Below are 18,964 nucleotides of genomic sequence, written 5' to 3'. Positions count from 1 at the left end.
ATGCAAACAATTTTAGTAACAGGCGGCGCTGGCTACATTGGCAGCCACACGGTTTTACAGTTGTTGGAAACCAACAACAAGGTGGTTGTGCTGGACAACTTATGTAATTCCTCTCCCGAGGCGCTAAAGCGTGTCGAAGAGCTAACGGGTAAGCAGGTAACCTTTGTTGAGGGTGATATCCGTGACGCTGCCACGCTAGATGCGCTATTCACTGATTACAGTGTTGACTCCGTCATACACTTTGCTGGCCTTAAAGCCGTTGGTGAGTCAGTTGAAAAGCCGCTGATGTACTATAACAATAACGTGTATGGCACCTTGGTATTATGCGAATCAATGGCTAAGCACAATGTCAAAAGCTTAGTGTTTAGCTCATCTGCTACTGTTTACGGTGACCCTGTGGAACTTCCCTTACATGAAGGTTTACCCACAGGTCAACCGACTAATCCGTACGGCCAATCGAAATTAATGGTCGAATTAGTATTACGTGATTTATATAAGTCAGACAATAGTTGGAATATCGCAGTGCTGCGTTACTTTAACCCAGCAGGCGCACATCCATCTGGGCGTATCGGCGAAGATCCAAACGGTATCCCTAACAATCTAATGCCGTTTATTACGCAAGTGGCTACCGGTAAACGTGAATATTTGTCTGTTTTTGGTAATGACTACGATACACCTGATGGCACCGGAGTACGTGATTATATCCACGTTGAAGATTTAGCTGCAGGCCATCTTAAAGCACTCGACAAATTACAAAGTGATGTTGGCTTAGTTACCTACAACCTAGGTACTGGCCAAGGGTACAGCGTAATCGATATGGTCAAAGAGTTCGAAAAACAAAGCGGACAAACCATCGCCTACAAATTCGTTCCGCGCCGCGAAGGTGACGTAGCGGCCTGCTACGCAGATCCGAAACTTGCCAGCGAAGCCTTAGACTGGAAAGCAGAAAAAGGGCTAGCTGATATGTGCAGAGACTCTTGGAACTGGCAATCGAATAACCCTAACGGCTACAAGTAAACAGTTTTGTTAATCTAATAAAACCATAAAAACCCGATTAACCTAAGTTAATCGGGCTTTTTATTATAAAGTTTGTTAAGTCTTAACCGCTATTCGAGGCTATTTAAGTAAGCATCAATATCATCTTCTAATGCTTCTTCTTCTTGCGTTTTTTCAACCTTGCCGTCTTTCACTTTAAACTCTAAGTTTTGGAAATAAGCATTCTTAACAAAGCTGTAAGGATCAGCAGATTGATTAAGTTGTTGTTCCTGAGACATTAAAGCGGCGCGGCTTTCAAGTACTTTGATACCTGTTCGAAAAGCTGCAAAATAAAAATTAAGCGCATCTAACGGTGTATAAGATGTATCGACTACATCACCCACACCGCTTCGAATATCGTTAGGTCCTAAAGCAGGTATCATTAAATAAGGCCCGGTACCTACGCCCCATTTCCCTAATGTTTCACCAAACTCTTCTTCTTTGCGTGTTAAGCCTAACTCGGTGGCTACATCAATTGTGCCTAATAGCCCCACGGTCGAATTCAATAAAAAGCGCCCAAGGCTGATCAACATGCCATCTAACTTACCTTGCAGTAAGTTATTTAAAGAGTTTGAAGGCTCTTCAAGGTTTAATGCTGCGTTAAATAAACCGGTACGTGCGAACTGCGGCGTGTAGTCAACATAAACGACTGTGACAGGGCGTAGAACGTAGTTATCAAGGATGTCATAGTTAAAATCCCAGAATGTGCGGTTAACCGACTCAAACGGGTCTTTCGGATCGTTATATTCGCTTGCTTGCTCATCGGTATTGCTACTTGATGCGCAGCCGCCCAAGGTTAATAACACAAAAAACAGTGCACCTATCTTCGCCTTATTCACGGTAATTCCTCATTAATTAATATCGTTTGTTGTGTATTTTCAGCTTCGTTAAGTGTCACTTCTAACGTTCCTTGTAAATCACCGCTTGTTTCCATAACGTTTCCAGTGCGAGATATTTTAGCCACCAAGCGTACCTGTGATAATTGCGACAATTTTAACGTCGGCATAACTGAATTGCTGTCTGACAATTCAACGCTCACAGGTAAATCACCTAACGGCATTTTCACCACGGCAGCGGGCATTCTACTCTCACCATTTGCGTCTTGAGCGAACACAAACAAATAGCCATCTTGCGGTTTTTTGTCTGTAAGTGAATCATCTAACCTAACGTTAACGGTCACTAGCACTGCCGCGCTGTCCTGTTCATCTGTTAAAGGCGCGCCCTGCTCAAGCAACTCGGGAGCTGCGGGTTCATTTCCTTCTAATTGCGCTATTTGCGCTTCAATTGAAGCGTAAATCGGGGCATCTTCAGGTACGAACGCTTTCAGCCGTTGCCATGTATTAATCGCAAGCGTTTTATCACCTTGCTGAGTAGCAGCCATCGCTAGCATACCCAGTGCGCCGGTGTTTTGAGGGTCTAACTCTAATATGTGATTAAGGTGCATCTTCGCTTGAGCGAGATAACTCTCTTGATTCACCATTAACAATACCTGGCTGTAACTGGCGAGCGTTTCAATATTATCTGGCTCAATGGCAAGTGCACGTTCAAACGAGTCCATAGCGCTTTCAATATGATTAATAGCAACATATACACGCCCGAGAAGCGTCCAGCCAATGGCATCGTCATCAGAGCCGATCAGCTTTGTTCTTAAACCCAATGCAAATTTCTCTAGATCCTGCTCGGTGACTGACGCATCCCCTTGAGTGACAATACGCTCAGCTAATTCAGGTAACTTTGCTTTTGCATCTTGCCAATTCTCAAGCTCACTCACATTGTTAACTTGCCAATACAAAACCGCGACACCAACAACACTCAGTATCCCGCCAATAAGTAAAACACCGCGAGCAGATGTTATTTTCTGTTGCGCGTGTTCTTGCTCATCTAGTAACGCAATTTTCAAGTCTTTCTCGGTTTCAAGCCGGTCTTCGTGACTTAACAAGCCCTCACGCTCTTCACGTTCAAGTTCATTCAAACGTTGGCGAATAAGCCGCGTGTTTGTTAGCGTATCCTGACGCTTACGCCCTTCAAAAATCCAGGGAAACGCAACAATACCAACGGCCAGAGCAAACAGAGCGATACCCGCAATCCAAAATACGCTCATTTGTCTTCCTCCAACAACTTCTCTGCTGCTTCAAGCTTTGCGTTATCTTGCGTCACTGGCTTTTGCTGACGACTTCTGATCACAAGCACAATACCGATGAATACGAATATCAGTGGCAATAACCATAACCAAATTGTGGTGGCATTCACCGGCGGCTGGTAATAAACAAAGTCACCGTAGCGCTGCTTCATGTAATCGATAATTTCCTCACGAGACTGCCCTTCATTTACCAGCTGGTATACTTTTCGTCGTAAGTCAGCTGCAATCATGGCATCAGAATCAGCAATGTTTTGGTTCTGACACATAGGGCAGCGTAATTCTTTGGTTAATTCAAAGAACAATGCACTTTGGGCATCTGTTTCAAATTGATAGGTCTCTTCACTGGCCGATGTGTATGCACTAAACCAGGCAAATGAAAGAAAAATTAGAGCTTTAAAACGCATCATTCCGCGATTAACTCCTGATACACAGATGCAAACTTGTTCTGCCACACTCTAGGGTTAATATCGCCGATATGGTGTAAACGCACCTTACCTTGCTTGTCTATTAAAAAGGTTTCAGGTGCACCAGTTACCCCTAAATCTAACGACAGATCGCGCTTCACATCAAAAATATTGTACGCATAAGGGTTACCCAACTGACCGAGCTTTTGCTCTACTTCCTGCTGTACTCGCTCAACCGTTTTTATCCCGAAGTCGGGGTCAATGTCCTGATCGTAATACAGACCGACTATGTGCTTTCCTTCGTTTTTAAGTTGCTCTAAAAATGGAATTTCCACGGCACATGTAACGCACCATACACCCCATACGTTCAACAACGTGACCTTGCCTACGAATACTTCGGTTGTGTAGGTAAGATCCGTGTTCATCAAATCGGGCAATACAAAACTAGGTACGGGTTTGTTCAGCAAGGTCGATTCGTGTTCTCTGGGGTCGCTAAACAACCCTTGAAATAGGAATATCGCTAAGCCCACAAACAATATTAAGGGCAATACGAAAAATGAAACCTTTCTCATTATTGAGACTCCACTGCATCTTGAGAAGCTGACGCTTCTACTGAGTTCATTTTTGCTTTGTTTTTCACGGCTTTTTTGCTCGCCATCGCTTGCATGCGGTAGCGCTTGTCAGATATCGACAAAATACCACCAAAGCCCATAATGAAGGCTCCAGCCCAAATCCAGTTTACAAATGGTTTCACGTATATTCGTAACGCCCAGTCGCCGTCATCAAGTTGTTCGCCAAGGGCAACAAATAAGTCACGGTGGATATTCGAATCTATCCCTGCTTCGGTCATAACATTACGCTGAACGGTATAAATACGTTTTTCAGCTTCTAAATTCGCAACGACTTCTCCGTCTTGTTTTGCCACTACATGTGCTTGATAACCTGTATAGTTTGGCCCTTTAACATTGCTCACACCGTTGAAGGTGAAGTCATAGCCCATCAGTTGCACCGTTTCGCCATAGGCCATACGCACGTGCTTTTCTTGGTTGTAATTGCTCACCAAAGTGATACCCATAATACTCACAGCAAAGCCCAAGTGACCGACTACCATGCCCCAATGGCTGGGGGTAAGCTTGCGCAGCGCGGATAAAATCGGTTGCTGAGACAGCTTTTTATCAGCATTAATGCGTTGGTGTATTTCCATGATGGTTGTCACCACAATCCAGAACCCCATCACCATGCCCAGCGCCGCCATGTAAGACGTTTGCTCGAAATTTGCTGTGACTAATATGGCGGCAGACAAGCTCAGTCCGAAGGCGAGCAATAACTGCTTATATAGCGCTGACGGTTGTTGGTTTTTCCAACGAGATAAAGGCCCAATGCCCATAAGCAGCACAAATGGCACAATTAAATAGCTAAACATTTGATTGAAAAAGGGCGCGCCAATGGAGATAGAGCCCAAGCCAAGTTCTTTATGGACTAAAGGCAGCAGTGTACCTAACAGCACTACAAGACAGGCAGCGCTTAAAAACACATTGTTACCTGCGAGCATAACCTCGCGTGAAAACAATTGATAACGCCCTGCTCCTTTTAGCTGTGGCGCACGTAATGCAAACAGCAATAAAGAGCCACCTATTACCACCACCAACAAGCCAAGAATAAACATGCCGCGGCTTGGATCACTGGCAAAGGAATGCACTGATACCAAAATACCTGAGCGCACCAAAAACGTTCCAAGTAGGCTCAGTGAGAATGCTGCAATCGCCAGTAATACTGTCCACGATTTAAATACTTTACGTTTTTCGGTCACCGCCAAGCTGTGCATTAAAGCTGTGCCAACAAGCCAAGGCATAAACGAGGCATTTTCGACAGGATCCCAGAACCACCATCCGCCCCAACCAAGTTCGTAATACGCCCACCAACTGCCTAATGCGATCCCTACGGTCAGAAACGACCATGCAGCAATCGTCCATGGGCGAGACCAGCGCGCCCAGGTTGAATCTAACTGCCCAGAAATCAACGCGGCTAAGGCGAACGCGAAGGCGACAGAAAACCCGACATAGCCCATATACAACATAGGCGGGTGAATGATCATGCCAAAGTCTTGCAACAGCGGGTTTAAGTCACGTCCGTCAACGGGGTAGAACGGCAACAACACATCAAACGGATTTGAAGTGAGTAGCATAAATAAGTAAAAGCCGATGGCGACCATGCCAAGAATAGACAACACACGGGCGACCATTTTCAGCTCTATTGCTTTACTGAATAAGGCGACGGCCACAGTCCAGATTGAAAAGATCATCACCCACAGTAAAAACGAACCTTCGTGCCCGCCCCACACAGCTGTGTATTTATAAACAAGCGGTAATGTACTATTAGAAGTACTCGCCACATACGCTAGGCTAAAGTCATCATGCACAAATGCCCAGGTTAAACAGATATAAGCAAACAACGTAAAGGCGAACATACCAATGGCGAGAGGTTTAGCCATTTGCATCAGTTTTAAGTGGTCTTTTTGTGCGCCCCACAAAGGATAAATAGCGAGCGATATCGCCATTAGCAATGCTAAAACAAGAGAGATATTTCCTAGCTCAGCAACCATATTAACCGCTCACTTTTGGTGTTGAGTATGCTTGTTCAGGCTTCACGTGTTTGATGCCTTTCATTTTTTCAGCCAACTCTGGGGGCATGTATTCTTCATCGTGTTTTGCCAGCACCTCATGCGCTTCAATATGATTCGAAGCCGTCAAAACGCCAGTGGCAACAATGCCCTGCCCTTCACGGAATAAGTCAGGTAATAACCCGTGATAACTGACGGTCACCGCTGGCCCTGTATCTACTAAATCAAAACTTACCGCCAAGCTGTCATTGTCACGCTTTACAGAACCGGGAACCACCATACCGCCAATACGTAAGCGCTGGCCTACTTGCGGTATCTCTTTCACCTGGCCTATTTGTTTGCCATCAATCACTTCTGAAGGGGTGTAAAACAGATCAATATTTTGACTCAACGCATATAACATTAAACCAATTGCCGCACCGATAACCAATACGATAGTGGAGATCACGACCAGGCGTTTTTGACGTCTAGGGTTCATTGTTTCATTTCCTCATTTCGTGGCGACGCTTGTGCCTCAGAATAACTTGATTTCACTTGGCTGGTTGCAGATGTTTTCGCCGCTTTAATACGTATCTTTCGTGCTTGTTCTTTTTCGACGGCGTTAAACAACACTTTTTTCTGACGAGCCGCATCGAACGCAAGTATGCCTAAAGCCAACAAACTCACGCCAAAAGACAGCCACACGTAAAACCCGTAACCACCCATATCTACAAATGCACTAAAACTTTCAAACTGCATATATTATTTCCCTTTCGCTTCGGCGACTAACGCTTGAACCCAAGGACGATGAAGCTCGCGACGCAAAATCTCGTTCTGTAAGCGTCGAATAAATATCGCCGCCATCACCAGCGCCAAGCCTAGAATGCTAATCAATAACGGCCAAAGCATGTCAGGCGCAACCGAGGGCTTATCGAATTTAGTAATACTTGCCCCTTGATGCAGTGTATTCCACCACTCCACAGAAAAATGGATGATTGGCAAGTTCACCACGCCGACTATTGCCATCACACCTGCAGCTTTACCTGCTTGTTGCTTGTCTTCAAATGAGGCATATAAAGAAATAACCCCCAAATACAAAAACAATAAAATAAGTTCAGATGTTAAGCGCGCATCCCACACCCACCATGTTCCCCACATAGGTTTACCCCATGCAGCGCCGGTGAATAACGCAATAAAGGTGACGACAGCCCCAATGGGTGCTAACGCTATCATGGCCATAAAAGCCGTGCGCACCTGCCACACTAACCCAATAAACGCAGAAATCGCCATGGCACTGTATGCGCCCATTGATAAAATGGCGCTGGGGACATGAATGTAGATAATGCGAAACGAATCCCCTTGTTGGTAATCAGACGGAGCAAACAACAAGCCCCAAACCATACCCAAGGTAAATGAGATAAAAGCCGATACTACAAACCAAGGTAGTAAACGCTCACACAGCTGGTAGGCGTTTTGCGTTTTCGCGTAAGGATGTAACCATTTCCACATTAGTTCTGACTCACTCGTAATGCGTAAGCGATGGCAAAAGGCGCCAGCGCTAAAGAGATTAATAACATCGCACCAATAATGGCTAATTGTGCGCTGTAGGGTAATTGTAACGATGCAGCTTCAACTGCTGCGGTGGCAAAAATGAGCAAAGGAATAAACACCGGCAGCAAAAGTAGCGCCAATAACACACCGCCTCGGTTCAAACCAAGTGTTAACCCGACGGCTATCGCTCCCACTAAGCTTAATAAAGGGGTGCCCAGTAAAAGTGTACTCAATAGCGCCCAATACATGGGTTCAGTCAAATTCAGAAAAAGCGCTAACAACGGCGATAGCAACAATAGCGGTACTATACTCGTCAACCAGTGGGCCAACACCTTTACCAGCACAACTAACGGCAGTGGCGTAGCTGACAACATGATTTGCTCCAAAGAGCCATCATTGTAATCATCTTTGAATAGACGCTCCATGCCGAGTAAAGATGACAGAATTGCCGCCACCCAAATCACGCCAGGGCCCACTTTTTGCAAAGTTTCTGGATTTGGCCCAATTCCTAAAGGGAATAAACTGATCACCAATATGAAAAACATCATTGGCTGCATTAACTCAGAGCGCTGGCGATAAGCCAAAGCCAAATCCCTTTCGAAAACCGCTTTTAAAGCCATGCTCATATGCGGTACTCCAACTGCAGCTCTTTGGTTGGATAATCGACGTCCAGTGCCTGATGTGATGTCATCACCACACAACCACCTTGTTTCAAATGGGCAACAATTCTGTTGTTAAGCAGCGCTATTCCTTGTACGTCTAATGCGGTAAAGGGTTCATCTAAAATCCACACACGCGCTGCGGTTTGTAACCAAAATCGAGCAAGGGCAACCCGTCTTTGCTGGCCAGCGGATAAATGGCTTACGGTTACATCTTCTAGGCCAACTAAACCGAGCAGAGCTAAAACCTCATAGATCTCCGCATCATTATGCTCAACGCCATGCTGAGCGCACCAAAAACGCAAGTTTTCTAAGGCGTTGAGGCTGCGATTCACACCCAATGCATGGCCAAAATACAGTAATTGCTGGTGATATTGTTCTCGGGATTTTATGATGTTTTGCTCTTCAAACAGCACGGCTCCCTCATCGGGACTGACGAGCCCTGTTAGCACCCTAAGCAAACTCGTTTTACCTGCACCATTTGGGCCTTTTATATACATCAACTCTCCGGCCGCTACAGAGAAACTTATCTCATTAAATAGCAGTCTATCACGCTTGGAAACGGATAATTGTTGGGCACAAAGTAACGGCAAAATGGTCTCTGAGTCGACAAAAAAACGCGGCGATAATATCACAGCGCGGCAATCTGGAATACTCAGAAAAACAAATAAGTCGTATCAATTCATGTACTAAAGATGCATTTACCTAGGCCTAAAGAATGACCGGTATAAAATTATTATCTAACTTGATTTAATTAATGTGAATACCTAGAGAATATCGAAGATAGCGCATAGAGATTACAAGTAATAATTCCATTTACGAGCAATACCAATTCAATTAAATAGCCCTGAACGATTTCCGTCGTTGCTTACTTGCATGCTACATTTAAATTAATATTTTTCGCTTGCGGCCGATAACAACGATATGTCTGACAGCCCACCTATCCCCTCGAAGCAATCAGCCCATGTTGCGCCAACCCATGTGGCGCCAACCCATGTGGCGCCAAAAGTGCAGCAATCTGATGCGGCTAAAAATGCTAAGCAATCAGCGCCCGAGGTGATAATTAAGCAGGTTTCCCCGACGCAGGTAAGTGTTCGCAGCTCAAATCAGGGTCAATCCGTTACTCTTGATTCAACTGATATTAAAGGACAAATCGACTCTAACCAGCGCTACAACGTCACAGTTACTAGCCGTTCTGTTGTATCGAGCGCGAATAACGCCAATGTTCGTGCGGACGTAACATTAAGCGCTGCGGCGAGTGCCAGTTCATCTGCTAGTACAGCCCCGCAACCCACTGCAACATCAGACTCAACAACGTCTTCTCCGGCTGCGAAAGCAAACGCGGCGTCAAATTCAACGCCTCCACCAGCGGCAACATTACCTCAACCTCAGAACGCGACAAAAGATAGCGCATATAAAGCTGCGAATAGTGCAAAGACAAGCGAACAACTGACCAAAGCGATAACGGCATTGCAATCTCAATCGCCAACGGTGCAAAACGCTAGTCTAAGTTCATCGCAAAGTGGGGCTGAGCCGCGCATAGCGGGCGGGAGTAATGCACTAACCTCGAATAGCAATACAAGCAGTACTCTCCAATATCAGATAAATAAAGAGCAGGTTAATAAAAATCAGCTAACAAGCACGCCTGTTCTTGAGTTCAGCAAGGCGCAACCTCTAAACGCCAATATTGGCGAGCTCAATCGAACGATATCGAGCCAACAATTAGAAAGGATTTTGCGCTTACCACCGAGCCAATTTCAGGCAGCACGTATACCACCGTCACTCTTAACGACCCAGGCTCAAGTGGTCAGTCAATCAGGCCAAACGTTAACGTTAAATTTTAACGTTCTGAAAAATCAGCAAAACCTGAGCCTAGCCGTTTCCCCAAGCACGCCCTCAACAATTAAGAACCAAGACACGGTGAATGTGCAATTAAAACCTGTAGGGAGCCACTGGCAGGTATTACTGAGTAACAAGGATACTGGCACTCAAAGTATTGCGAGTAAGACGGCCAATGAGCATATTGCGCCCGTTTTAAAACAATTGCTGGTAAATGGTGCATCGAGTTCGTCAGTACCGCTTAGCCAGCGCGCCGCAACTCAGACTGCGCTTACTTCACCGATTCTTAGCATAAACATAGATAGTAAGGTGCTAAGTAAGTCATTAAGCCAAGTACTTAAAACGGCTCCTAATCCTGACAGCGCCCCTCATCTTGAAACAGCCACCCGCGCCCCGAATATTGCTTCATCTGAGCGACATTCGCCACAAAAGACACCAAGTAATACTGGTTTGCTTGAAGCGATACAGAACATTCCGCCCACTAAAATTTCGTTAGCCATCAATAAAGACGGCAGTGCAAATATACAAAATATGGATGCGCTATCAACTTCATCCCCGCCAGTTCAAATAAAAGTGACACAGCAAAATATCAGCAATGTATTGGCGCTTATAAAAACCTTAAATATCACTGTTGATCCCCAAACGCTAAAAGCATTAGCCAGTATGTCAGACGCGGCAAACAATGCTTTAGCGAAAGAAAATAGCGGGAGTAATCACCTAATTGATTCACCCACACCTAAAGACTTTGTAGCGAAAAACAGCGTTTCAGCAGTTGCTTCGGTGCGCCAAGGTATCAGTAAAATAATTAATGCGCTGGGTGGCGAGAGAGCTCCAGAGGTAAAGAGCGCAAGCGCGATGTTAGGTAAAGGCATCACACCAGAGGTCTCAACAAAAGCGCTAGGCCCAAATCCATCGGCAAATCAAAACGCTAAGGTAGAACCTACAGTTGCTCAAGCCGAGTCTGTAAAAACACCAACGCTAGATAAATTAGAGCGTCGAGAAACAGTCAATATTGCCGCTCCTGAAATGACAGCAAAAGTGAAAGCTCAAGCGATAGAGGTATTACACACGTTACTGCGCGTGGTGCAAGCTAGAGCTGAACAACCCAGTGAGTCGTTAAACAGATTGGCCAGCGCGCTCAACGATACCCAATTTATTGAAGAGCCTGCGGTTAAAAACATAAAAGAACAGGTATTAGAGCAAATAAAACAAAATATCCCTCAAGGTAAAGAACAAGACGCTGGCCAAATACGTCAGTTGTTGACAAACCAAGCGCTAAGCTTAAGTGCTACCCAAATTATTAGCCCCGTGGCCGGTCAAGGAATGTTGAGCGGGCTAGTGACCTTGATTCAAATATCATTAGCTTCTCGCTTCGCACGGAATCAGCCCCAACAGGGGGAAAAAGTGTCCCAAGGGCTTAATGCCCTGTTTAGTTCGGACCCAATCAGCTCTGCTGGTAAAACACAATCCAGCGCTCCAGTCAGTCCTAAAGGCCTGAGTGAATTTGCACAGTTAGAACAAAAACATCAAATTTTGCGTGAAATCAGCCGTTTTTTTGCTGGTCACCAAAGCAGCAAAATCAGTAACGCTGAACAGCTACTGCAAGGGCAAGACAGCTTCTATTACACCCTGCCCTCTGCTTTTGGTAATAAATTGCAAGACATCGAATTGTTGGTTAAGCGTGAAAATGACACTAGCAAGGATCAGCAGAATGAGGGCGCTGCAAACAGCCGAATTTGGCATCTCACTATGAAGCTAAGCGCTGGGGACTTAGGCGAGTTATTGACCAAAGCTAAATTGCGTCAAGGTACATTAGAGCTAGACTTCTACACTTCTAATGAACAAACCAAACACCAAGTTATGAATTACTTACCCTTATTTAATAAGCGCCTGACTGCTTTGGGTATTGAGGTCACAAAAAGCCAATGCCAGTTAGGAAAAATTCCTGACACACTTCGCCAACGGCCTTATCAGTTATTGCAAACCCAAGTATAACCGTTCAGGACGAACCATTCGCTAAATACCATTTTAATAGGAATAATGTGACAGAGAACAAATCTAAAGACGCAAAAACAGCTAAAAGCGCGGTTGCCTTAAAACATAACGAAGGTGATAACAAAAACGCTCCACAAGTGGTTGCGAAGGGCTTTGGTGAATTAGCAGATGAAATTATCGCGCTAGCAAAACAAAGCGGAGTATTAATTCACGAAGATCCATACTTAAGTGAATTTCTCGCGAGTTTGGATTTAGGCCAAGAAATCCCTGAAGAGCTCTATCACGTCATCGCAGAACTCATTAGCTTCTCATACGTGCTACAAGGCAAGTTCCCTGAAAGCTGGGCGAAAGACTATAACAAGGTCTCGAAAAAGGTGTAAATACAACGCTATGAGTTTGCTTTTTCTATTATGCTTTATATAAAAGTGATGTAACTCACTAACCTAGTAGCTAAACAATTCTATTTAACTTTAAAATTATTTTTAGAAAAGTCGTCTGCTCTACTTTTTATCTGGGTAGCTAGAAACAGTAACCTAGGGTAACCGCAGAGCTCTTTTAGCAACCGCCCTAACATTCTAGATGTACCTACATTTTTACTGTATGTATCTATCAGCTCCTTGCCCTGACCGCCGTAACTGGAAAACTCATCAGGAAAAAAGGCTTTATTTATCATAGGCATAGACTTTCTTAGTTTAACAATCTCTACCTCTCTACGCCCTAATATACTAGATTCGTTGGGGGTTCTTGGGGTCAATACCCAATTTAAATTTAAATTTACAGGAGCAATTGAGTGTACTTCGTGATACCAGTAGCGCGGTAAAAAAAGTACATCCCCACTTTCAGTATGAAAATCATAAAAATCATACTTGTCAGGATCATAGGTAAAGTTCTTACCAACAGAACCAGCAAACATGAAAGGAATATTCGGCAAGGGAGTATTCGGAGAAGTCAATATCCAGCGTTTTTTACCTATAACTTGCTGGTTAAGTCCATGCAAACTATTACCGTCGTAGTGAGGTAATGTCACATGTCCACCCGGTTGCATAAATAAACGCATGGGGGACTTTCGTACCGACATATCCTCTCTAGCTAACAAGGATTTGACTATCTCAGGTATGCGGATCGGACCGTCGTCGACTAGATCAGAGTCGAACCACCCTGCTTCTCGTTTATTTTCATCACTGAAATTTTCGACAACGTATTCAGGAGTCAGTATTGCGGAATCAAAAGTATTAACGCCGCGGATAACAATAGGCTTCTCAGGGAGCAAATATGAGTTTACAAATTCTTCGTAGCTTAAATCGTCAATATTTTTCTTTTCGATCTCTAATTTCATCACATAATACCTTCGACAATTGTGTCGTTGAATCGCCCTTTTAAGAAAGACTTTACCAGCTTACAGATCAAAGTCTATTCACATAAGGTTGTAGATAAAATATAGCTCAATGCCAAGTGAATAAAAATATCACTCTAACCCAACCAACCGATAGGTATTTATTACGAGTTAGAATTGCCTGCTCAAGGGAGCAGCTCATGTGTTTTATCTTTTCTATAGGTACAAAAAAAGCCGAACGTGTCGGCTTTTTTTACATTAAGATACTAGCAACTTATTTTTTGAATTTTCTGCTGAAGCTAAGGCCTAATAAACCTAAACCTAGGAAAGCCAAACCAGCTGGAGCTGGAACAGGGCGGTTAGCTAGACCGATAACGATGTTATCAAATTCACCAGCAATACCTGTGCTTGAAATAACAACACGGTCAAATGCGTCAGCAAATGCGAAATCAATGTTTACGTAACGGTTAGTATCAGGGTCTGTTTGGTTACCCGCATTAGCCGCTGTTGTTAGTGAATCACCACTAATTGTTTCGATTAATGTGTCACCTGAGTAGAAGCTGAAGTCGTTATATTCATCGATAGAACCCCAGTAGAAACCAATGTAAGTGATACCAACATCGCCTTGAGCCGCCAAAAATGCAGTGTAATCGATTTCTACTTCAGCTGGAGTAGAACCACCAATAGCTGGAGTATGGCCATAACATGTGTTGTCATTCGCCGGAGCCGCAGCGCCGTTATCAACATCATCATTACGTACACCCAAACCACCTGCAGAAGAAGTTACTACGATTCCGCCACCTGTACCATTTACTGCACAACCGTCACCAGCTGCACCCGCCGCATTGTATGCAGTCGTACCTGCACCTGCACCGTCGATGTTAGTTGCTGCATCAAATGTTTCAACGAAAAAGCCACCAGCACCATTATTAGTTGCATGAGATTTGTCAACTAATCTGCTGCTTGTCAAACCTGAGTCATCACCAGCGGCTTCACCACCGAATGAAACTGCTGCAGCGCTTGCTTGTGAGCTTGCTACGATTGCAAGTAGCGCAGCTGTAGAAACGAATTTTTTTGAACTAAAGAAGTTTTTCATAATGTATATCCCTCTAAACTAATTAATGTACCAGCGAAATTGATATTGCAAATAATACTGCTCGCGATTTATCACACTACCTGCTTGGTTAGATAAAAGCACTTAGCGTGCCAACATTAAAAAACATATATAAATCAGACGGTAATAAAATTTAGCTTATTCGTAATAAGTGATCTTGTAAATTATGCTGACAACAAATTTATCAATTTTTAATCACTTTAAACACGCATTAAGTCCGGTTAATAAAAAGGGCATATTAAACTTGCTGCTTTTTTAAAACTCATGTGCACCTTTGCTGCTAGTTACTTGCAAAGAGAAAACCAATCCTTTCGTATCTACTTTGAGCAGCCTTCTTATATAGCGGCGTATAGCCATATTCATTGGTCGACTATAACCTCAACATTCGAAGTGTAGATACAGATCTATTGTAGATGTGACATTTTTCGTGTCTTTCCACTACTTTGGCTAAAACCAACGCCACCACTCATTTAGTAAAAAAACGAACTGTAACTCTCAGACTTGGTCGAGACTTTCTTTCTGACACTTTTAAGCGATAAATGCTGAGTGTATTTATGTGCCTCATACATTTCTTGTACTAGCTCTTTAACAATTTACAATCCAAACAAAAAACCGCCTTACGGCGGTTTTATATTTTAGTGTAGAGAATGTCAGCCAAACATCACAAAGAGGCTTTATTCTTCGTCTGCTCTATTCTTCGTCAGCTTTTAACGGCTCATCAGCTTTAACTGTTTTCTTTAACAACAACTCTGCGCGTAATTTTTGTTCAATGTCGTTAGACATCTCAGTATGCTCTTTAAGGTACTTAACCACATTAGCTTTACCTTGACCAATACGCTCACCATTGTAGCTGTACCAAGCGCCAGCTTTTTCCACCAGCTTCTGCTTAACCCCCAAGTCAATCAACTCAGCTTCTTTACAGATACCTTGACCATACATGATCTGGAATTCAGCTTGTTTGAACGGGGGGGCAACTTTGTTCTTAACCACTTTAACTCTGGTTTCGTTACCTACGACTTCATCACCGTCTTTAATCGCACCGATACGTCGAATGTCTAAACGAACTGATGCGTAGAATTTAAGTGCATTACCACCCGTAGTCGTCTCAGGAGAGCCAAACATAACACCGATTTTCATACGAATTTGGTTGATGAAAATAACCAAGGTATTCGAGCGTTTAATATTACCCGTTAACTTACGTAGTGCTTGAGACATCAAACGGGCTTGCAAGCCAACGTGTGAATCACCCATGTCACCTTCAATTTCGGCTTTCGGTGTAAGGGCCGCTACAGAATCGACAACCACAACATCTACCGCACCAGAGCGAACCAACATGTCGCAGATCTCAAGGGCTTGTTCTCCGGTATCAGGTTGAGATACCAATAGGTCATCAATATTCACCCCGAGTTTACCCGCATAAACTGGGTCAAGTGCATGCTCAGCATCCACGAATGCACAAGTTTTGCCCATTTTTTGCGCTTCAGCAATGGCTTGTAAGGTAAGAGTGGTTTTACCCGATGACTCAGGGCCGTATATCTCAACAACACGACCACAAGGTAATCCACCTATACCTAGTGCGATGTCGATGGTTAGTGAACCTGTAGATACAGCCTCAATATCCATCGCTTGGTTATCTCCCAAACGCATGATTGCGCCTTTACCAAATTGTTTTTCGATTTGACCAAGCGCGGCAGTAAGCGCGCGATTTTTGTTATCGTCCATCAGTATGTCCTATGGTTCAGCCCGTGCACTTACACTTGGTTCAAGTCTAAATCGACACAGATAATTGAAGTTATATGGGCGTAGTATACTGTACAACCATACAGTTACAAGTGACTTTCAGAAAATTTTCATATTAGGTGAGATCAAAGCTGTTATGAATTGATAGCTCAACCGTTGAATCGGTTGAACTGGTTTAAAAGTTGAGCGCCGCCTACGTTAAAAGACCTCGTTCGACGATGCCATATTACGCCAGTATTGGTGCATTTTATATCGCCGAGGCTTCTTAGTCAGGCATTGAATCGTATTTTTTACACACCATAGCAGACTCAAACCAAGGGGCGCGTTCAGCGTAAAAGATTTGACTTGAGGGTTGAATATTAGGTGTTATATCTAAACAACCAGCAGGAATAACTAAAGCTTTCCCAGACAATGATGCGTAGGGTAAAGCACTACCACATTCACCACAAAAGGCGTTTGAAATGTTACGGCCAGGTACATTATAGCGTTTAATGCTGGCACTCCCTTTTAACCACTGGATGTTGTTCACCGCGGTAAACAAATTAGATGCATGGGAAGAACCTGTCACTTTTTGACACTGAGTGCAGTGGCACAAATGAAAGCTCTCAATTGAATCATCACATTCAAAGCGCACAGTGTCGCATAAACAACTACCCGTTATTTTCTTCATTGGTTGCTTTTCACCCATATATTCATTCCAAACGAACACCTATATAGAAATAAACTAAAACGCGTAATCCAGTTCATAACTGTGTTTGCCATCTTGCTGAATAATACGCATTGTGCCACTGATTGAGCTTAACTCGTTGCTGCCCGACCCTTCTAAAATACTTATGTCCAACGACTGTTCTTGAGCTGACATTTTCCCTTTGTGCAATAACGTAAACTGACCCGCTTTTCCGTCAAGCGCTGCTGTAACTTCTTCTATAGCAAAATAGATTGCGACACCATTTTCAGTACGCTTACTGATCATTTGCCCAACGCCAGTCCCAACCAAATCTCCTGCGTAGGTTTTCTCAATCAACATACGCCCCGCAGGCGCTTTTGTATCTTCCTGTGGTGATAAATCCACAACAAACGTACCTGCTGCTATCATGCAAATTCCTTCATAAAAGTGGTGGTTTAATGTAGCCAAATTTCACGAGTATAAACACCTGTTTAAAAAAAAGCGGCGATTACGATATTCAACTAATTTAATGATTATTCTTTAGTTTTCTGGTCAATTCAAACACCTCAGGGTGAGGTAAATATTTTGACACTTCAGGCTGAGGTAAACAGTCCTCTTGGGCGAATTCTAGTAATTCAGGGACCGCATCGCAGAGTAAAATATCTAAAGATAATCGGTCTAAACCGTATACGCCTCGATGGATCATATTAGCTGAAAATATCAGTAAGTCTCCAGCATGCAACGGGATAAGCTTTCCTGAGCTAAGCTCATCACTGTTCACCCGTCGGTTTGTTTGCATTCGTACTGAGAGTTCTTCTTCAGTGTCCCAATTTTTATGGCTTTTCGGTACAACTTCAATGCCTGGCTCATCGTTAAGCGCAATTCTGAAATGCACTACATCAGCCCCCTGCAATGCTCGCTCTTGTTGCTCTATATTTAAATGATATTGTGAGTCTCTATGCCAGTAGTTCTTCTGTTTCTTGTTATTTGGGTTAAAAAATAATTGTGTATTCATAAATGCAGGCGGGTGATCAAATACCTTTTGTATTTGGAGCTGGAGCTGCTTAGAGGCAATCAACTTAAAAAGCGTTAACCTATCCACTTCATTGATATGCTCGCCGTTCGTTAAATAAGCAGCATTAACCGCCCCTGTTCGATAAAACGCTTGATTGGTCGTTATCCAGCTAGCGTGACACCGCAACGCAATTTCTCGCAAAGCGATTAATTCAGCCCCGTGAATAAACTGCTTCACAAGGCAGTAGCCGTTCTCTGAATAACCTTGGTCAAGTGTCATATCAACGTACTGAGTTTCATTAATTCAATAGGCTGCTAAGCTGGCTTAATGCATATTCAATCGCTTTTGAGCGTACCTCATGGCGGTCGCCGGAAAAACACTGGCAAGCTGTTGATACATCGCCATTTATTGCAAAGCCGAACCACACTGTACCAACAGGTTTTTCAGCACTGCCCCCCTCAGGCCCTGCAACGCCGCTCACCGAAACAGCAACATTCGCCTGCGCAGCTTTAGTCGCACCCAGTGCCATTTGCTCTACCACTGCTTGTGATACTGCACCAAATTCGGCTAAGGTTTGCTCACTCACACCTAGCATGCTCTGCTTTGCTTCATTTGAGTAGGTAATATAACCACTTTTGAACCAGCTTGAGCTTCCAGATGTACTTGTGATGGCGTATCCTATGCCCCCTCCAGTGCATGACTCAGCACAAGTAACGCTCCAGCCTAATTGCTGCAGTTGTTCACCGAGTTGTTGTGCTAAATAAATTGAATTGTTTGTCATATTTTACATCCATTACCGGGTTACCTGACACGCTAACAAAAACACAGCGAGTCCCGTAAGCATGCCAAACATTAAAAGCTAAACAAAGCGTT

20 protein-coding genes are annotated in these 18,964 nt (G+C 43.8%); 3 read left to right on the top strand and 17 right to left on the bottom strand.

Translation table 11 applies throughout. The features are described from left to right. Positions 1 to 1,017: a UDP-glucose 4-epimerase GalE gene (gene galE, locus GCHA_RS12080; protein ID WP_007988548.1), complete on the top strand. Its 1,017-nt coding sequence runs from the start codon at positions 1 to 3 to the stop codon at positions 1,015 to 1,017. Between the two features lie 89 nt (positions 1,018 to 1,106). Here the strand turns inward: galE and GCHA_RS12075 are convergent, their stop codons facing one another. The 10 genes from GCHA_RS12075 to ccmA are packed head-to-tail and all read right to left on the bottom strand — an operon-like array spanning position 1,107 to position 8,981. Continuing rightward, positions 1,107 to 1,874: an MlaA family lipoprotein gene (locus GCHA_RS12075; RefSeq protein WP_007988546.1), complete on the bottom strand. Its 768-nt coding sequence runs from the start codon at positions 1,872 to 1,874 to the stop codon at positions 1,107 to 1,109. Next, positions 1,871 to 3,136: a c-type cytochrome biogenesis protein CcmI gene (gene ccmI, locus GCHA_RS12070; RefSeq protein ID WP_007988544.1), complete on the bottom strand. Its 1,266-nt coding sequence runs from the start codon at positions 3,134 to 3,136 to the stop codon at positions 1,871 to 1,873. The genes GCHA_RS12075 and ccmI overlap by 4 nt, the downstream gene beginning before the upstream one ends. After that, the gene (locus GCHA_RS12065; protein WP_007988543.1) at positions 3,133 to 3,582 is read right to left on the bottom strand and encodes a cytochrome c-type biogenesis protein; all 450 of its coding nucleotides are present in this window, start codon (positions 3,580 to 3,582) and stop codon (positions 3,133 to 3,135) included. Before GCHA_RS12065 ends, ccmI begins: the two co-directional genes overlap by 4 nt. Further along, entirely contained in the window at positions 3,579 to 4,151 is a 573-nt protein-coding gene (locus tag GCHA_RS12060; RefSeq protein ID WP_007988541.1) for a redoxin family protein, read from the bottom strand. Before GCHA_RS12060 ends, GCHA_RS12065 begins: the two co-directional genes overlap by 4 nt. Continuing rightward, complete coding sequence (locus tag GCHA_RS12055) at positions 4,151 to 6,181, bottom strand: heme lyase CcmF/NrfE family subunit (RefSeq protein WP_007988539.1); 2,031 nt, start codon at positions 6,179 to 6,181, stop codon at positions 4,151 to 4,153. Before GCHA_RS12055 ends, GCHA_RS12060 begins: the two co-directional genes overlap by 1 nt. Position 6,182: 1 nt before the next feature. Continuing rightward, positions 6,183 to 6,677 carry a cytochrome c maturation protein CcmE gene (ccmE, locus tag GCHA_RS12050; protein WP_007988537.1) on the bottom strand — a complete coding sequence of 165 codons (495 nt, stop codon included), beginning with the start codon at positions 6,675 to 6,677 and terminating at the stop codon, positions 6,183 to 6,185. Beyond that, complete coding sequence (ccmD, locus tag GCHA_RS12045) at positions 6,674 to 6,937, bottom strand: heme exporter protein CcmD (protein ID WP_007988536.1); 264 nt, start codon at positions 6,935 to 6,937, stop codon at positions 6,674 to 6,676. Before ccmD ends, ccmE begins: the two co-directional genes overlap by 4 nt. A 3-nt stretch (positions 6,938 to 6,940) precedes the next feature. Then, complete coding sequence (locus GCHA_RS12040) at positions 6,941 to 7,687, bottom strand: heme ABC transporter permease (protein ID WP_007988533.1); 747 nt, start codon at positions 7,685 to 7,687, stop codon at positions 6,941 to 6,943. Then, entirely contained in the window at positions 7,687 to 8,355 is a 669-nt protein-coding gene (ccmB, locus tag GCHA_RS12035; RefSeq protein ID WP_007988532.1) for a heme exporter protein CcmB, read from the bottom strand. Before ccmB ends, GCHA_RS12040 begins: the two co-directional genes overlap by 1 nt. Next, on the bottom strand, positions 8,352 to 8,981 hold the full coding sequence (gene ccmA, locus GCHA_RS12030; protein ID WP_039992373.1) for a cytochrome c biogenesis heme-transporting ATPase CcmA: 630 nt from the start codon (positions 8,979 to 8,981) through the stop codon (positions 8,352 to 8,354). The genes ccmB and ccmA overlap by 4 nt, the downstream gene beginning before the upstream one ends. 331 nt (positions 8,982 to 9,312) lie before the next feature. Between ccmA and fliK the strand changes: the two genes are divergently transcribed. Together fliK and GCHA_RS12020 are read left to right on the top strand one after the other, a co-directional pair. After that, on the top strand, positions 9,313 to 12,222 hold the full coding sequence (fliK, locus tag GCHA_RS12025; protein WP_007988529.1) for a flagellar hook-length control protein FliK: 2,910 nt from the start codon (positions 9,313 to 9,315) through the stop codon (positions 12,220 to 12,222). Between the two features lie 47 nt (positions 12,223 to 12,269). After that, entirely contained in the window at positions 12,270 to 12,602 is a 333-nt protein-coding gene (locus GCHA_RS12020; protein ID WP_007988526.1) for an EscU/YscU/HrcU family type III secretion system export apparatus switch protein, read from the top strand. Between the two features lie 80 nt (positions 12,603 to 12,682). On the opposite strand, the gene GCHA_RS12015 is transcribed toward GCHA_RS12020, so the two are convergent. The 7 genes from GCHA_RS12015 to pncC form a co-directional block, all read right to left on the bottom strand. After that, a complete protein-coding gene (locus tag GCHA_RS12015; RefSeq protein ID WP_007988525.1) occupies positions 12,683 to 13,558 on the bottom strand; it encodes a cupin-like domain-containing protein in 876 nt (291 codons plus the stop codon). A 271-nt stretch (positions 13,559 to 13,829) separates the two neighbouring features. Next, positions 13,830 to 14,651, bottom strand: coding sequence for an Npun_F0296 family exosortase-dependent surface protein (locus GCHA_RS12010; protein WP_007988523.1), 822 nt, complete (start codon positions 14,649 to 14,651; stop codon positions 13,830 to 13,832). Positions 14,652 to 15,359: 708 nt separating this feature from the next. Continuing rightward, positions 15,360 to 16,391 carry a recombinase RecA gene (recA, locus tag GCHA_RS12005; protein ID WP_007988521.1) on the bottom strand — a complete coding sequence of 344 codons (1,032 nt, stop codon included), beginning with the start codon at positions 16,389 to 16,391 and terminating at the stop codon, positions 15,360 to 15,362. Positions 16,392 to 16,674: 283 nt separating this feature from the next. Next, the gene (locus tag GCHA_RS12000; RefSeq protein WP_007988519.1) at positions 16,675 to 17,097 is read right to left on the bottom strand and encodes a GFA family protein; all 423 of its coding nucleotides are present in this window, start codon (positions 17,095 to 17,097) and stop codon (positions 16,675 to 16,677) included. Positions 17,098 to 17,133: 36 nt separating this feature from the next. Further along, the gene (locus GCHA_RS11995; RefSeq protein ID WP_007988517.1) at positions 17,134 to 17,505 is read right to left on the bottom strand and encodes a DUF3224 domain-containing protein; all 372 of its coding nucleotides are present in this window, start codon (positions 17,503 to 17,505) and stop codon (positions 17,134 to 17,136) included. 97 nt (positions 17,506 to 17,602) lie between these two features. Beyond that, positions 17,603 to 18,370: a phytanoyl-CoA dioxygenase family protein gene (locus GCHA_RS11990; protein WP_007988515.1), complete on the bottom strand. Its 768-nt coding sequence runs from the start codon at positions 18,368 to 18,370 to the stop codon at positions 17,603 to 17,605. A gap of 19 nt (positions 18,371 to 18,389) precedes the next feature. Continuing rightward, positions 18,390 to 18,872, bottom strand: a complete 483-nt coding sequence (gene pncC / locus GCHA_RS11985) for a nicotinamide-nucleotide amidase (protein WP_007988513.1) — start codon at positions 18,870 to 18,872, stop codon at positions 18,390 to 18,392. Positions 18,873 to 18,964: the final 92 nt, after the last annotated feature.

The sequence above is a fragment of the Paraglaciecola chathamensis S18K6 genome, from assembly GCA_000314955.1.
Taxonomy (GTDB): domain Bacteria; phylum Pseudomonadota; class Gammaproteobacteria; order Enterobacterales; family Alteromonadaceae; genus Paraglaciecola; species Paraglaciecola chathamensis.
Note: the sequence above shows the minus strand (reverse complement) of the source record. Positions and strands in the feature narration are given on the sequence as shown.

Excerpts from the sequence above, each read along its gene's own strand:
- GCHA_RS11995 (WP_007988517.1), bottom strand. The coding sequence starts at position 17,505 with ATGATAGCAGCAGGTACGTTTGTTGTGGATTTATCACCACAGGAAGAT.
- galE (WP_007988548.1), top strand. The coding sequence starts at position 1 with ATGCAAACAATTTTAGTAACAGGCGGCGCTGGCTACATTGGCAGCCAC.
- GCHA_RS12060 (WP_007988541.1), bottom strand. The coding sequence starts at position 4,151 with ATGAGAAAGGTTTCATTTTTCGTATTGCCCTTAATATTGTTTGTGGGC.
- GCHA_RS12055 (WP_007988539.1), bottom strand. The coding sequence starts at position 6,181 with ATGGTTGCTGAGCTAGGAAATATCTCTCTTGTTTTAGCATTGCTAATG.
- fliK (WP_007988529.1), top strand. The coding sequence starts at position 9,313 with ATGTCTGACAGCCCACCTATCCCCTCGAAGCAATCAGCCCATGTTGCG.
- GCHA_RS12040 (WP_007988533.1), bottom strand. The coding sequence starts at position 7,687 with ATGTGGAAATGGTTACATCCTTACGCGAAAACGCAAAACGCCTACCAG.
- GCHA_RS12010 (WP_007988523.1), bottom strand. The coding sequence starts at position 14,651 with ATGAAAAACTTCTTTAGTTCAAAAAAATTCGTTTCTACAGCTGCGCTA.
- ccmE (WP_007988537.1), bottom strand. The coding sequence starts at position 6,677 with ATGAACCCTAGACGTCAAAAACGCCTGGTCGTGATCTCCACTATCGTA.
- GCHA_RS12015 (WP_007988525.1), bottom strand. The coding sequence starts at position 13,558 with ATGAAATTAGAGATCGAAAAGAAAAATATTGACGATTTAAGCTACGAA.
- GCHA_RS12000 (WP_007988519.1), bottom strand. The coding sequence starts at position 17,097 with ATGGGTGAAAAGCAACCAATGAAGAAAATAACGGGTAGTTGTTTATGC.
- GCHA_RS11990 (WP_007988515.1), bottom strand. The coding sequence starts at position 18,370 with ATGACACTTGACCAAGGTTATTCAGAGAACGGCTACTGCCTTGTGAAG.
- ccmD (WP_007988536.1), bottom strand. The coding sequence starts at position 6,937 with ATGCAGTTTGAAAGTTTTAGTGCATTTGTAGATATGGGTGGTTACGGG.
- pncC (WP_007988513.1), bottom strand. The coding sequence starts at position 18,872 with ATGACAAACAATTCAATTTATTTAGCACAACAACTCGGTGAACAACTG.
- recA (WP_007988521.1), bottom strand. The coding sequence starts at position 16,391 with ATGGACGATAACAAAAATCGCGCGCTTACTGCCGCGCTTGGTCAAATC.
- ccmI (WP_007988544.1), bottom strand. The coding sequence starts at position 3,136 with ATGAGCGTATTTTGGATTGCGGGTATCGCTCTGTTTGCTCTGGCCGTT.
- ccmB (WP_007988532.1), bottom strand. The coding sequence starts at position 8,355 with ATGAGCATGGCTTTAAAAGCGGTTTTCGAAAGGGATTTGGCTTTGGCT.
- GCHA_RS12065 (WP_007988543.1), bottom strand. The coding sequence starts at position 3,582 with ATGATGCGTTTTAAAGCTCTAATTTTTCTTTCATTTGCCTGGTTTAGT.